Annotated in this window: 14 protein-coding genes and 1 pseudogene; 8 read left to right on the forward strand and 7 right to left on the reverse strand. The window is 68.3% G+C overall.

Annotated elements, in window-relative coordinates; all coding sequences use genetic code 11:
• Positions 1–623 (forward strand): annotated as a pseudogene (locus tag BST17_RS28070) (DNA polymerase III subunit gamma/tau); the annotation flags it as partial.
• Positions 624–752: 129 nt separating this feature from the next.
• A complete protein-coding gene (locus BST17_RS28075; RefSeq protein ID WP_133053612.1) occupies positions 753–1,874 on the forward strand; it encodes a GGDEF domain-containing protein in 1,122 nt (373 codons plus the stop codon).
• On the opposite strand, the gene BST17_RS28080 is transcribed toward BST17_RS28075, so the two are convergent.
• Together BST17_RS28080 and BST17_RS28085 are read right to left on the reverse strand one after the other, a co-directional pair.
• Entirely contained in the window at positions 1,816–3,120 is a 1,305-nt protein-coding gene (locus BST17_RS28080) for a class I SAM-dependent methyltransferase (RefSeq protein ID WP_083062290.1), read from the reverse strand. The genes BST17_RS28075 and BST17_RS28080 overlap by 59 nt on opposite strands.
• Positions 3,117–4,487, reverse strand: coding sequence for an FAD-binding oxidoreductase (locus BST17_RS28085; RefSeq protein ID WP_083062291.1), 1,371 nt, complete (start codon positions 4,485–4,487; stop codon positions 3,117–3,119). The genes BST17_RS28080 and BST17_RS28085 overlap by 4 nt, the downstream gene beginning before the upstream one ends.
• 70 nt (positions 4,488–4,557) lie before the next feature.
• On the opposite strand from BST17_RS28085, the gene BST17_RS28090 reads away from it, so the two are divergent.
• Positions 4,558–4,995, forward strand: a complete 438-nt coding sequence (locus tag BST17_RS28090) for an SRPBCC family protein (protein ID WP_083062292.1) — start codon at positions 4,558–4,560, stop codon at positions 4,993–4,995.
• On the opposite strand, the gene BST17_RS28095 is transcribed toward BST17_RS28090, so the two are convergent.
• Positions 4,992–5,738, reverse strand: coding sequence for an Rv3717 family N-acetylmuramoyl-L-alanine amidase (locus BST17_RS28095; protein WP_083062300.1), 747 nt, complete (start codon positions 5,736–5,738; stop codon positions 4,992–4,994). The two genes, BST17_RS28090 and BST17_RS28095, sit on opposite strands and share 4 nt — an antisense overlap.
• 114 nt (positions 5,739–5,852) lie before the next feature.
• On the opposite strand from BST17_RS28095, the gene BST17_RS28100 reads away from it, so the two are divergent.
• Positions 5,853–6,185: a YbaB/EbfC family nucleoid-associated protein gene (locus BST17_RS28100; protein ID WP_083062293.1), complete on the forward strand. Its 333-nt coding sequence runs from the start codon at positions 5,853–5,855 to the stop codon at positions 6,183–6,185.
• Position 6,186: 1 nt separating this feature from the next.
• Entirely contained in the window at positions 6,187–6,798 is a 612-nt protein-coding gene (recR, locus tag BST17_RS28105; RefSeq protein ID WP_083062294.1) for a recombination mediator RecR, read from the forward strand.
• 1 nt (position 6,799) lies between these two features.
• Here the strand turns inward: recR and BST17_RS28110 are convergent, their stop codons facing one another.
• Positions 6,800–7,504, reverse strand: coding sequence for a type 1 glutamine amidotransferase (locus BST17_RS28110; RefSeq protein WP_083062295.1), 705 nt, complete (start codon positions 7,502–7,504; stop codon positions 6,800–6,802).
• Positions 7,501–8,754: a Mur ligase family protein gene (locus BST17_RS28115; RefSeq protein ID WP_083062296.1), complete on the reverse strand. Its 1,254-nt coding sequence runs from the start codon at positions 8,752–8,754 to the stop codon at positions 7,501–7,503. Before BST17_RS28115 ends, BST17_RS28110 begins: the two co-directional genes overlap by 4 nt.
• 73 nt (positions 8,755–8,827) lie before the next feature.
• Here BST17_RS28115 and BST17_RS28120 point away from each other — a divergent pair, with 73 nt between their 5' ends.
• Positions 8,828–9,817, forward strand: a complete 990-nt coding sequence (locus BST17_RS28120; RefSeq protein WP_083062297.1) for a DEDDh family exonuclease — start codon at positions 8,828–8,830, stop codon at positions 9,815–9,817.
• Here BST17_RS28120 and BST17_RS28125 read toward each other — a convergent pair.
• On the reverse strand, positions 9,799–10,860 hold the full coding sequence (locus tag BST17_RS28125) for an aldo/keto reductase (protein ID WP_083062298.1): 1,062 nt from the start codon (positions 10,858–10,860) through the stop codon (positions 9,799–9,801). The genes BST17_RS28120 and BST17_RS28125 overlap by 19 nt on opposite strands.
• A gap of 90 nt (positions 10,861–10,950) precedes the next feature.
• Between BST17_RS28125 and BST17_RS28130 the strand changes: the two genes are divergently transcribed.
• Positions 10,951–11,553: a TetR/AcrR family transcriptional regulator gene (locus BST17_RS28130; protein ID WP_083062299.1), complete on the forward strand. Its 603-nt coding sequence runs from the start codon at positions 10,951–10,953 to the stop codon at positions 11,551–11,553.
• On the opposite strand, the gene leuA is transcribed toward BST17_RS28130, so the two are convergent.
• On the reverse strand, positions 11,532–13,367 hold the full coding sequence (gene leuA, locus BST17_RS28135) for a 2-isopropylmalate synthase (protein WP_083062301.1): 1,836 nt from the start codon (positions 13,365–13,367) through the stop codon (positions 11,532–11,534). The genes BST17_RS28130 and leuA overlap by 22 nt on opposite strands.
• 235 nt (positions 13,368–13,602) lie before the next feature.
• Between leuA and BST17_RS28140 the strand changes: the two genes are divergently transcribed.
• Positions 13,603–13,962, forward strand: a 360-nt coding sequence (locus tag BST17_RS28140) for a WXG100 family type VII secretion target (protein WP_133053613.1), incomplete at its 3' end; no start/stop codon positions are given.

Genomic DNA, 13,962 nt, shown 5'->3' on the forward strand with positions numbered 1-13,962 from the left:
CGCCCGCACCCGTGCCCCCTCCCGCGCCGGTGCCCGAGCCCGAGCCGACAACGCGGCCGGCTCCGGTTCCGGAGCCCGAGCCGCGGCCGGAACCGCAGCCGGAACCGATCCCGGTCCCGCCGCCACCGGCGCCGGAACCGGCACCCGAGCCCGCCGCGCCGCTACCACCGCCGGCCGCGGCGGCCGTCGGAGAACCGGACGCGGCCGCGGTCCGTTCGATGTGGGACACCGTGCGGGAGAAGGTCAACGCCCGCAGCAAGCCGGTCAACGCGATGCTCGCCGATGCGATCGTGCGGGCCGTCGACGGTGACACGTTGGTGTTGAGCCATCGGGCGCCGCCACTGGCCAAGCGGCTCAACGAACCCCGCAACGTCGAGGTGATCCGCGAGTCGCTCAAGGATGCGCTCGGGGTCGACTGGCAGATCCGGTGCGTGCCCGACAACGGCGAGCCGGTGCCGTCCGACGCCGGACCGGCGCCCCGGCATGATCCGGCGGCCGAGGAAGAACGCATGCTCGCCGAGGCCAGCGCCGACACCTCCGACGTCGTACGGCGCGACCCCGAGGAAGTGGCCATCGAACTCCTGCAGAACGAACTCGGGGCCCGCAGGATCGAGAAGAGTTAGCTGGCAGATCTCTCCGGACACGCTAAGGTATTTGCCGTAGCTGCCGATCTTGAGGGATTTCAACTTGACAACGCCACCGCACCTCGACGTCGACGGTAGCTACCATGACGAAACTGTCCGGGTCTGACGTTGCGAGGCGTAGGTGACAGATGGGGCGGGCGGGAATACCGGTTCGCCACCGGCGCGCTGCGTGAAGGCCGGTTCATGCGGGTGTTCATGTTCGTCGCGGGCCTCGGCTGTCTCGGCTTGGCCGTGCTGGGCCTCAGTCTGCAGGACACCCCGCAGGGACCGGGCGGGGTCGTCGATCGCGGGCTGCAGGCGCTGTTCGTCGTCGCGGCCATCGCGGTGGGGGTGCGCTGGTGGCGTGGCCCGTGGCCGACGTTCGGCCAGTCGGTCTGCTTCGTGGTCTGGGCCGATATCGCCTGCGCGGTGATGGCCGCCACGATGTCCACACCGACCGCCCGGCTCGCGGTGACCCCCTACATCGGGCTGGTCGGTGTGTTCGCCGGATTCATCCTGGGCTCACGCATCCTGCGGTTGCACTGCGCCTTCGGCGCGGCCCTGATCGCCGGCATCGTGCTGCACGCCGAGGTGTTCGAGGCGCACCGCATCCTGGATCTCTATCTGTATTTCATGCCGGCGCTCACCTGGGCGGTGGGGGTGCCGCTGGTCGGTTCCATCCTGATCGACCTGGGCCGCCGGGCCATCGAGCGCACGGCGCGCTCGGCGCACTATGACGCGCTGACCGGGCTGCGGAACCGGCGCGGCATGTACTCGTCGATCGGCCGGGCGGTCGCGCGTGATCGCCGCACCACCATCGTCATGGCGGTGTTCGACATCGACCGGTTCAAGCAGCTCAATGACGACGGCGGTCATGCGGCCGGTGACGCCGCCCTGGTCGCCTTCGCCGCCAGGTTGCGCGGTATCGCCCGTCCCGACGAGATCACCGCCCGCCTCGGTGGTGATGAACTGGTACTGGTGGCGTTCGGCACCGACGTCGATCCGATGCCGGATCTGGTCGACCGGGTGTCGACGCTGACCGGCACCGCCGGCAGTGATTTCACCGTCAGCATCGGGATCGCCGCCATGTCGGCAGGGGCTCAGCACTTCTCGATCGACGACCTGCTACGCCACGCCGATTCGGCGATGTACGAGTCGAAGCGCGCGGGGGGCGCCACCTGCACCGTGCACGCTATGGCGTCCACCACGGCCGCAACGGCAGCCCGTGACTGCCGCGATCATCGGGCTTGACCGCCAGAATTTGATGCAGCTGAACGACATTCGACTCGAAGCCCAGGCGCGAGCCGGCCATGTAGAGCCCCCACACCCGGGCGGTCGGCAGGCCGACCTCGGCGACGGCGTCATCCCAGTGCTCGACCAGGTTGCGACACCAGTCCCGCAGGGTCAGCGCGTAATGGTCACGCAGATTCTCCTCGTGCACCACCTCCAACCCGACGTTCTGGGCGTCGGTGATGATGCGACCGGACCCGGTCAGCTCCCCGTCGGGGAAGACGTAGCGGTCGATGAAGAACCCCGCTGTGCCGTCTGACCGGTTGTCCGGCCGGGTGATGCTGTGGTTGAGCAACAGTGCACCGGTACGCATCCGAGCCTGCAGAAAGGCGAAGTAGGCCGGATAGTTCGCGACGCCGATATGCTCGGTCAGCCCGATCGAGGACACCGCGTCGAATCCGGACTCGCCGATATCGCGGTAATCACCGTGCCGAACCTCGGCCAACCCGGACAGGCCTTCGTCGGAGATGGCCCGCCGGGCCCACGCCGCCTGTTCGGCCGAGAGCGTCACGCCCAGCGCGCGCACACCGTGCCGCGCGGCGTACCGGACCATGCCGCCCCAGCCGCAGCCCACGTCGAGCAGCCGGTCGCCGGGTTGCAGCCGCAGCTTCTCGAACACCAACCGGTACTTGTTGTCCTGTGCCTGCTCCAAGGTGGCGTGTTCGTCGGGGTAGCACGCACAGGTGTAGGTCATCGACGGGCCGAGAACCCACTCGTAGAACGCATTGGACACGTCGTAGTGGTGATGGATCGCGCCCGCGTCACGAGACCTGCTGTGCCGTAACCCTTCGACGACGCGGCGCCACCGGGGTAGCGCCTCCTGCGGTGGCGGCGCGACGGGCAGCAGGTGCTCCAGGCCGACCGAGGTGATGATGTTGGCCAGCACCCGCGCCGGTGGCCTGCGGAACGCGGCGGTGGCGGCCAGCGCGCGCAGCAATTCGTACGGATCACCCGGGTGCACACCGACGGGTTCGATATCGCCCGACACATAGGCACGGGCCAGACCGAGCCCGCCGGGAGCGGTGGCCAGATACGTCGTTCCGCGCGGGGTGCGCAGGTCCAGCCCGATCGCGGCATCATCGGGTCCGGTCGAACTTCCGTCGTAGGCGGTGAATTTGAGCGGGAACTGGCCCGCGGCGAAGATCTCCAGGATCTCGGCGAGGCTGAGCCTGTGCGCGTCGGCGGCGTGGTCCTCGAAAGTGGTCATCGGCCCTGCACCGCCTTCGCGTACAGGTCGAGCAGTCGTGACTGCGGGTCGTAGGTCTTCTTCACGGTCCGGTACGCCTCCCCGCCGTAGAGTTGGTCGAATTCCTCAGGGCTGAAGAACGATTCGGAGTACAGCGACTTGTGGCCGTCGAGTTCGGCCACCTTCGCCTCGATGAGCCGATTGGTGTGCCCGGGCGTGGGGCCGGCCGGAACCGAGGACCAGAAGCCGATGTTGACGTAGTTGCGCTGCGGCCGCAGCGGGTACAGCGGCCAGCTCGCGCCGTCACGAAGTTGCAGTGGGCACAACCAGATCGGCTCGATGGGCACGTTGGCCAGGAACCAGTCCAGGAACGGCGCGCACTGCTCGATCGGCACCTCGACGTCCTGCACGACCCGCTCCCGGGGCGGACGGCCGTGGTGTTTCTCGATACGGTCGGCGATGCCGAAGCGCTGGTCGTAGCCGATCAGCTTCCAGTAGAAGCTGCTGCGCCGGTAGCGCCGTGGCCACCACCGCCGTACCACCGGGTGCTGCGCACCGAAAGCCCGTGAGCACCAGAACCAGTCGGTGTCCCAGCGCCACAGGTAGTCGGCGATGGTCAACCGGTCCTCGGCGCGGTCCTGGATGGACCGGTAGTAGATGTCGCGGCCGGTGTAGTCGCTGACCGGCCCGGGTGCCGCGGTCCGCAGGCCCAGGCACAGGTAACTCTCCGACGCGCTGAACACCACACCGTCGAGATAGTCCACCGGCAGCCCGTCATGACCGCGGGTCGCGATGATGCGCTCCATGGTGGCCACCAGGTCGGGCAGCGAATCAAACCGTAGGTGTCGCAACGCGACGAACGGGTGCACCGGCTCCAGCTCGATCTTCAGCCGCACCGAGTAGCCCAGCGTGCCATAGGAATTCGGAAAACAACCGAAGAGGTCGGCGTGCCGGTCTCGGTCAGCGGTCAGGATTTCCCCGGCACCGGTGAGGATATCGAGTTCCAGCACCGACTCGTGCGGTAATCCGTTGCGGAACGAGGCCGACTCGATGCCCAGACCGGTGACCGCCCCGCCGAGGGTGATGGTCTTGAGTTGTGGAACCACCAGGGGAGACAGGCCGTGCGGCAACGTGGCGGACACCAGGTCCGCGTAGGTGCACATGCCCGATACATCCGCGGTGCGCGCCTCGGCGTCGACGGCGATGACACCGGTCAGGCCGGAGGTGTCCAAGCCCGGGGCAGCGGAGTGCTCCCGCGTCCGGAACAGATTGGACGTGGGTTTGCTCAGCCGCACGGTCGCTGTTGCGGGGATGGCGCGGTAACTGTCCAGCAGTCGCTGCACGCCCGCCTCGTGGACAGCTCGTGCGTCCGTCGTGGTGACAGACACACATATACGCTAGTCCTCGGTCGCCCACCCTGCGACCGGACACCTACGTGATGACGGGAGTTTTGCACTCATGGGACAGGTCAGCGCCTCCAGCACTGTGTTGATCAACGCCGAGCCGGACGCTGTGCTCGCCGCGGTCGCCGACTATCAGACGGTGCGGCCGAAGATCCTTTCCTCGCACTACAGCAATTACGCGGTGTTACAGGGCGGTCAGGGTGCGGGCACGGTGGTGACCTGGAAGCTGCAGGCCACCGAGTCGCGCTCACGTGACGTCAAGGCCACCGTCGACGTGGCCGGCAAGACCGTCATCGAGAAGGACGCCAACTCGACGCTGGTCACCAATTGGACGGTGGCGCCGGCCGGTACCGGGTCGACCGTCACGGTGAAGACCTCGTGGACCGGCGCGGGCGGTGTCAAGGGCTTCTTCGAGAAGACCTTCGCCCCGCTGGGCCTGCGCAAGATTCAGGCCGAGGTGCTGGCGAACCTGAAGGCCGAGCTCGAGCGCTAGCTGTTGGCCAACCAGGTGGCGATACCGCGCGCCACCGCTTCGGCCAGCTTCTGGCGGCCGGCATCGGATTCCATCAGGGCCGAATCGGCCGGGTTCTTCATATTGCCCAGCTCGACCAGGATCGACGGGAACTGGGCATGATTGAGTCCGGCGATGTCCGCGCGCGGGTCCAGACCACCGGAGCCGATGTAGTTGGCCGGCGGTAGTCCAGAACCCTGCAGTTGGTCGCGCATGATCGTGGCGAACTGCACCGACGGGCCGGCCTGCACCGCGTTCAGCGGCGGCGAGGAGTACAGCACGTGGAACCCCCGGCCGGTGGCCGGACCACCGTCGGCGTGGATGCTGACGATGGCGTTCGGGCGCAGCGCGTTGGCCATCGCGGCGCGTTCGTCCACGCACGGCCCCAGCGCGTTGTCGTTTCCGCGGGACATCGCGGTGCGTACCCCGTTGGCGTCCAGGATCGCGCGGACCTTGAGCGTCACATCCCAGTTCAGGGTGTGCTCGGGATACCCGGAGTTGCTCGACGTCCCGCTGGCCTGGCAGTCCTTGGTTCCGCCGCGGCCGGTCGGGACCTGCCGGCTGATGGATGCGTCGTTGGCACCATTGTGGCCGGGATCGAGGAACACGATCTTGCCCGCGATGGCGTTCGGTGCGGCGGCGGCGGTCGGCACGCCTGCCGAGGTGGCGGCGAGCAGGAGCGTCGCTGCCAGGGCACCGACACGCAGGGTCTGGGGGACGTGCACGCCGCCACGGTAGTCGCGCCGGCGGCTACTGTTGAAGGGCAAGTGCTTGGTGGTCGCAGAGCGCAACGAAGTCGATACCGAGTCGCAATCAGAACGGGTCAAGAAGGGACAGTCATGCAGCCCGGAGGTCAGCCCGATATGTCGGCACTGCTCGCGCAGGCCCAGCAGGTGCAGCAGCAGTTGATGGAGGCGCAGGAAGCGCTGGCCAACGCCGAGGTGCACGGTCAGGGCGGCGGCGGCCTGGTGCAGGTCACCATGCGCGGTAGCGGTGAGGTGATCGCGGTGGCCATCGATCCCAAGGTGATCGATCCCGCCGACCCGGAGACCCTGCAGGATCTCATCGTCGGGGCGCTGGCCGATGCCTCCAAGCAGGTGACGATCCTGGCCCAGACCCGGCTCGGGCCGCTGGCCGGCGGGCTGGGTGGCCTCGGAATGCCGGGAATGTGACTTGTTCGAGGGACCTGTCCAGGATCTGATCGACGAGCTCGGCAAGCTGCCGGGTATCGGGCCCAAGAGCGCCCAGCGGATCGCGTTTCATCTGCTGTCGGTCGAACCGCCGGACATCGACCGGTTGACCGCGGTGCTGGGCCGGATCCGTGACGGGGTGACCTTCTGTGCGGTGTGCGGAAACGTCTCCGACGCCGAACGCTGCCGGATCTGCAACGATCCGCGCCGCGATGCGTCGCTGGTGTGCGTGGTGGAAGAGCCCAAGGACATCCAGGCGGTGGAGCGCACCCGGGAGTTCCGCGGCCGCTACCACGTGCTGGGGGGAGCGCTGGATCCGCTGTCGGGCATCGGTCCCGACCAGTTGCGGATCCGCGAGCTGCTCAACCGCATCGGCGAGCGGGTCGACGGTGTCGATGTCGCCGAGGTGATCATCGCCACCGACCCGAACACCGAGGGGGAGGCGACGGCCACCTATCTGATGCGGATGCTGCGGGACATTCCTGGCCTGACGGTCAGCCGCATCGCCTCGGGTCTGCCGATGGGCGGGGATCTGGAGTTCGCCGACGAGCTGACCCTGGGCCGGGCGTTGGCGGGCCGCCGCGCGATGGTCTAGTTCAGACCCGGCGGGGCGCCGCGAGGCGTTCGGAGCGCAGCAGCTCGACCTCGGGTAGCTGCAACGGCGGCAGTTTGCCGACGACCTGGGTCAGCAGGTGATCAGCCAACTCCGGATTGCGGGCCAGGCATGGTCCGTGCAGATAGGTGGCGATGACGCTGCCCTGCACGGCGCCGTCGTAGCCGTCCCCGGCGCGGTTGCCCGCACCCTTGGTGACGGCGGCCAGCGGCTCGGCATCGGTGCCCAGAACCGTTCCGCCGCGGTGGTTTTCGAAACCTGTCAGCGGCTGCGTCAGACCGGTGAGCAGTGGGGTGGAGGCGACTTCACCGATGGTGCGGTGCTGCTGTGGCGAGGTGGTGACGTCGAGCAGCCCGACGCCGTCGACCCGCTCACCCGCCGAGGTCTCATACCAGTGGCCGAGCACCTGGATCGCCGCGCAGATCGCCAGCACCGGGGCGCCGCGCACGGCGGCCCGCTGCAGGCCCGGGTAGCGGATCAGGTGCTTGGTGGCCAGCCGCTGGGCGTAGTCCTCGGCGCCGCCGAGGGTGTAGATGTCCAGCGAATCGGGCACCGGATCGGCCAGCGTGATCTCGACGATCTCGCTCTGGATTCCCCGCAGCGCCAGGCGTTGTCGCAGCACCACGGCATTACCGCTGTCACCGTAGGTGCCCATCACGTCGGGCAGCACCAAACCGATCCGGATCATGAGACCCGCCGGTTCAGTTGCAGGAAGGCGGTGTAGTTCGCGATCACCTCGACATGACCGGGCGGGCAGGAGGCGATGGCGGCCACGGTGTCGTGCACCAGGGTGTGCTCGACGCCGGCGTAGCCGAGGCGCACCGCCAGATCCGTTCCGCGCTCACCGGCGGCCACCACCTGGGTCTGCTCGAAATGCTCGAAACGCACATCCCACAACCAGGACAGGTCCTCACCGTCGGGCACCTGACCGTTGACCGAGATGACCACGCCCGCAGCGTCTTTGTCGATCATGGACAACGCCTCCTGCCAACCGGCGGGGTTCTTGGCCAGCAGCAGCCGGGCGGTGTGGTTGCCGACCCGGACGGTCCGGTAGCGGCCGGCGACCTCGTCGACGCCGGCGACCGCACCGACCGCTTCGCCCGCGTCGGCGCCCAGGGCCACCGCGGCGGCGACGGCCTGGGTGGCGTTACCGCGATTGGCGGCCCCCGGCAAGGCCAGTGTCATCGGCGCCGTGAACCCGTCCGGGCCGTGGATGTCGGTGTCGTCGAAGAACCACTGTGGGGTCGGGCGCTTGAAATCCGTTCCGGTGGAATACCAGTGGGTGCCGTCCCGCACGATGATCTCGCCGCTGCGCGGACAGCTCACCGAATCGCCGGCCCATGAGCCCCCGGCGGCCACCCACACCACATTGGGGCAGTCATAGGCTGCCGAGGTCATCAGGACGTCATCGCAATTGGCGATGACGACGGCATCGGGATGGCGCTCCAGGCCCGCCCGCAGGGTGCGTTCGATGTGATTGATCTCACCGACCCGGTCGAGCTGATCGCGGGACAGGTTCAGCAGCACGATCACCGACGGGGACACCGCGTCGCTGACATGCGGCACGTGCATCTCATCGACTTCCAGTGCCGCCAACTCGGCATCGCGGGCGCCGGCCAGCGCGGCTACCAGCCCGGCGTCCATGTTGGCGCCCTCGGCGTTGGTGGCCACCGGACCCAGGGTGGCCAGCGCGGCGGCGGTCATCCTGGTCGTGGTGGATTTGCCGTTCGTGCCGGTCACGACGACGGTGCGGCGGCCGCGCCCCAGCTGGCCGAGTATCGACTTGTCGATCGACATGGCCACCAGGCCGCCGATCATCGCCCCGGCGCCGCGGCCGGTCAGCCGGGATGCCCAGCGTGCTGCCGCACCCGCGCCCAGCGCCAGCCGCCCGCGCAGTCTGATCCTGCGGTCGCCGCGGTTCTTCCGGCCGGTTGCCATGCAGCGAATTTTAGGTGCCCGACACGCGGCGCCGCGATCCGGTGTTGTCAGACCACCGTGCAACCCTGGGGTCATGAGCCAGTGCTGGGGCCGGCCGTCGGCCGAGGCGGGCGCCGGATGGGCCGTCGTCGACGTGGAGACGACGGGCTTCCGGCCGGGCCAGGCCCGGGTGGTCAGCATCGCCGCCCTCGCGGTCGGTGACGACGGCAGCGTCGAGCACAGCATGTCCTCGCTGCTCGATCCCGGGGTGGACCCCGGCCCGACCCATGTGCACGGCCTGACCGCCGAGATGCTGGCGGGTCAGCCCACTTTCGCCGATATCGCGCCGCAGTTGATGGAGGTGCTGCACGGGCGGACCCTGGTCGCCCACAACGTGGGGTTCGACTATGCGTTCCTGGCAGCCGAGGCCGAACTGATCGGCGCGCAGTTGCCCACCGACACGGTGATGTGCACGGTCGAGCTGGCCCGCCGGTTGAACCTGGGCACCGAGAATCTGCGGTTGGAGACGCTGGCCCGGCACTGGGGTGCCACCCAGCTACGGCCCCACGATGCGCTCGACGACGCCCTGGTGCTCGCGCAGATTCTCAAACCGGCACTGGTGCAGGCGCGGGAACGCAAGGCGTGGTTGCCGATCCGCTCGGTCAGCCGACGGATCTGGCCCAGCGGGCAGGTCACCCATGACGAGCTGCGACCACTGAAGGTGCTGGCCGCCCGGATACCGTGCACCTTTCAGAATCCTGGTCCCTACGTGGCCGGGCGGCCGCTGGTGCAGGGCATGCGGGTGGCGCTGTCAGCGGAGATGAGCCGCACCCATGAGGAGGTCATCGAACGCATCCTGCACGCGGGGCTGGCCTACGCCGAGAACGTCGATCAGCAGACCTCGCTGGTGGTGTGCAACGAGCCGGCGCCCGAGCAGGGCAAGGGTTATCAGGCGGCCGAGCTGGGAATCCCGCTGGTCACCGATGCGGCCTTCATGGCGATGGTGGACCGCGTGGTCGGAGGTACCGATGTGGAGGACTTCACCGATGCCACCGGTGACGGGGATCAGTTCGCGCTGTTCTGACCTGCCGCCGAGAACAGTGGCGGGCTGAGCTTCGCGAATCCGGCCTGTCGGTGGTACGGGAAGTGCGGGTAGCCGGGCTCGCGGAAGCTGACCGCGTCGAGTCTGCGAATTTGATCGTCGGAGAGCGCCCAACCGGTGGCGCCCAGGTTGTCCCGGAGCTGCCCTGGGTTGCGGGCGCCGACGATCACCGACGAGACCGTCGGCCTGCGCAGCAGCCAGTTCAGCGCGACCTGCGGGACCGTCCGCTCGCACTCCTCGGCGATGACGGTCAGCGCGTCGATGACGTCGAAGAGCATCTGGTCGTCGACGGGAGGACCGGCATCGGATGTCCTGTGCAGGCGGCTGACGGCGGGAAGTGGTGCGCCACGGCGGATCTGGCCGGTCAGCCGGCCCCAACCCAGCGGGCTCCACACCAGCGCGCCCACGCCCTGGTCCAGGCCGAGCGGCATCAGTTCCCACTCGTAGTCGCGGCCGACGAGCGAGTAGTACACCTGGTGCGCGATGTAACGGGTGCGATGGGCGGCGTCGGCCGCTGCCACGGACTTCATCAACTGCCAGCCCGAGAAGTTGGAGACTCCGAGGTAGCGGATCTTGCCCGCGGCCACCAGTCCGTCGAGCGTGTCGAGGACTTCGGCGACAGGCGTCGCCGCATCGTAGGCATGGAGTTGGAACAGATCGATGTAGTCGGTGCGGAGCCGGCGCAGCGCGGCGTCGACGGATCTGATGAGCCGCCGTCGTGATGATCCCGCGTCGTCGGGACCATCGCCGGTGGGCAGCGCGGCCTTGGTGGAGATAACTGCGCGGTCGCGTCTGCCTTCGAGCGCCTGTCCGAGTACCGTCTCCGAGGCCCCGTCGGAGTAGACATCGGCGGTGTCGAACAAGGTCACGCCCGCGTCCAGGCACATGTCCACGATGGCGCGGGCCTCGTGGGGCCCGGTGTCTGCCCACGCGCCGAAGAATTCCCCGGACGCGCCGAATGTCGCAGCGCCGAAGCCGATCTCCGATACCAACAGACCGGACTCGCCTACCCGACGGTATTCCATGTGCCACTCCTTATCGGAACTGGATTCCCGTTAGTGGACGCTAGCACGATACCGGGCTTAAGGGAACCTAAGTCCCATTAATGTGGTGGGGTGACTTCGAGACCCGGCGGGCGCACCGCGGCCGTGCGTGCCGCAGTGCTGACCGCGGCGGCCGGGCTGCTTGCCGAGAACGGACTGCACGGACTGGATCTGACTGCCGTCGCGGATCGGGCCGGGGTGGGCAAGACGACGGTGTACCGCCGTTGGGGTTCGGTTCCTGCCCTTGTCGCGGACCTGCTGGTCGATATGGCGGAAACCTCGACCGCGCGGCCCACGACCGGCACCCTGCGCGGTGACCTGCTCAGCGTGGCCAGACTCATTCAACGCACGCTGGCCGACCGCCGGCAGGGGCCACTGTTCAAGGCCGTGATCGCCGCTGCGACCTGCGATTCGGCGACCGCGGCGGCGTTGGCGGGGTTCTACCGGACCCGGCTGGCCGAACTGGGTCCGATCGTCGAGGACGCCGTCGAACGTGGTGAGGCACCTGCCGGCACGAACGCCGCAGACGTGATCAGGCACGTCTCGGCGCCGCTGTACTACCGGCTGCTCACCGACGCCACGCCGCCGCGTCCGCGCGACGCGGAGCGCGCCGTCGGCGCGACGCTGGCGGCGGTGGCAGCCGGGGTGTTCCGCTACACCGACGAACGGGATTGACGGGCAGCGCGGTTGACCGCCGACACCACGGCGCGCAGCGATGCCGTCGTGATCGAGGTCGCGATGCCGACACCCCACACCGTGTGGCCGTCGATGGACGCCTCCACGTAGGCGGCGGCCTGGGCCTCCTCACCCGAGGACATCGCGTGCTCGGAGTAATCCAGGACGTTGACGTCGAAGCCGATGGCGCCGACGGCGTCGACGAAGGCGGCCAGCGGACCATTACCGGCGCCGACGATCTCACGTTCCTCGCCGTTGACCTTCACCACCGCGGTGATGGTGTCGGTGCCACCGTCGACCTCGGCCGCGTCGACCTTCTGCCGGATGCGCTCCAACGGCTCGATCGGGCGCAGATACTCCTCGGAGAACGCGTCCCAGATCTCCTTCGGGGAGACTTCGCCGCCCTCGCCGTCGGTGATCTGCTGGATCGCCTGGCTGAACTCGATCTGCAGCCGGCGCGGCAGGGCCAGACCGTGGTCGGCCTTCATGATGTAGGCGACGCCACCCTTGCCGGACTGGGAATTGACCCGGATCACGGCCTCGTAGGTGCGGCCGACGTCCTTGGGGTCGATCGGCAGGTAGGGGACCTGCCACAGGATGTCGTCGACATCGGAGTCCTGCTCGTCGGCCGAGACCTTCATCGCGTCCAGGCCCTTGTTGATGGCGTCCTGGTGGCTACCCGAGAAGGCGGTGTAGACCAGATCGCCGCCGTAGGGGTGGCGCTCGTGCACCGGCAGCTGGTTGCAGTACTCGACGGTGCGGCGGATCTCGTCGATGTTGGAGAAGTCGATCTGCGGGTCCACACCGCGGCTGAACATGTTCAGCCCCAGCGTCACCAGGCAGACGTTGCCGGTGCGCTCACCATTGCCGAACAGGCACCCCTCAATGCGGTCGGCGCCGGCCTGGTAGCCCAATTCAGCTGCGGCGACGGCAGTTCCGCGATCGTTGTGCGGGTGCAGGCTCAGGATGATGGAGTCGCGCGGGGCCAGGTGACGATTCATCCACTCGATGGAGTCGGCGTAGACGTTGGGGGTGGCCATCTCGACGGTGGCCGGCAGGTTGATGATCAGCGGCACCTCGGGGGTCGGCGCGACGATCTCGGCGACCGCATTGCAGACGTCGACGGCGTACTCCAGTTCGGTGCCGGTGTAGGACTCCGGTGAATATTCGAAGCGCCACTTGGTGTCCGGGTACTTCTTGGCCTCCTCTACGCACATCCGGGCGCCATCGGTGGCGATCGCCTTCACGGCGTCGCGGTCGGCGCGGAACACCACGCGGCGCTGCAGGATCGACGTCGAGTTGTAGAAGTGCACGATCACCTTGGGCGCACCGGCGCACGCCTCGAATGTGCGGGTGATCAGTTCCGGACGGCACTGGGTCAGTACCTGGATGGTCACATCCGCCGGAATGGCGCCCTGCTCGATGATCTCGCGGACAAAGTCGAAATCGGTCTGGCTGGCCGACGGGAAGCCGACCTCGATCTCCTTGTAGCCCATCCGCACCAGCAGGTCGAACATCCGGCGCTTACGGGCCGGGCTCATCGGATCGATCAGCGCCTGGTTGCCGTCACGCAGGTCCACGGCGCACCACGCCGGGGCCGTGTCGATCACCTTGTCCGGCCAGGTCCGGTCGGTCAGGCGGATCGGCTCGACCTCTTCGTCGAAGGATCGGTACCGGTTCACCGGCATGGACGAGGCGCGCTGGGTGTTCCAGGCGGGCTGGCCGGGATGGGGGTCACCGGCGGGGGTGGAGATGCTGCGCACCGACGAGAAGGCGTCGGGGGAATCTGCGGCGGACTTGCTGAAGCTGGTCATGGTGGTGGCTCCGGGGGTCTTGGTGTGGATATCAGACCGGCGCATCGCGAAAGACCCGCGACGGGAAGCCAGTCTGGATCAGACCCCGTCGCGGCGTCCGAGAAGGAGCACCCGCTGCACGTGGGCAACTGTACTCCGGGTGGGAGCTGAGCCAAAACGGCGGTCAGGAATTGGTGCGAGTCGGGGTTCCGAACCCGGCTTAGGGTGCTAGGGAAGCCAAGAATTCGGGGGTCTGATGAGCGGGTCGGTCGAGGTCGTCACCTCGGAACTGCATGTCGCGGCCGATCGTCTGCGTTCCTCGGGGCAGCGGCTGCAGGACGGCCTGTCGGCGGTGGATCTGGAGACGGGCAATCTGCTCGGGTCGGGGTGGAAGGGTGAGGCCGCGACCGCGTTCGAAAAGTACTGGGACCAGTGGCACACCGGGGCGGGCCAGGTGGTTCGCGCCCTGCAATCGATGTCGGACGCGTTGGATGAGGCCGCCCGCACGTATGCGGCCCAAGACGAGGAGGCCGGGGGAGCCCTGGGCTCGTCCATGCAGGGCGGCGGTGGGTCGGGTTCGGGCGCGGGCTCGGATGGTTCCGGTGCGGGTGGGGGC

The sequence above is a fragment of the Mycolicibacterium bacteremicum genome (assembly GCF_002086115.1).
Classification (GTDB): Bacteria; Actinomycetota; Actinomycetes; order Mycobacteriales; family Mycobacteriaceae; genus Mycobacterium; species Mycobacterium bacteremicum.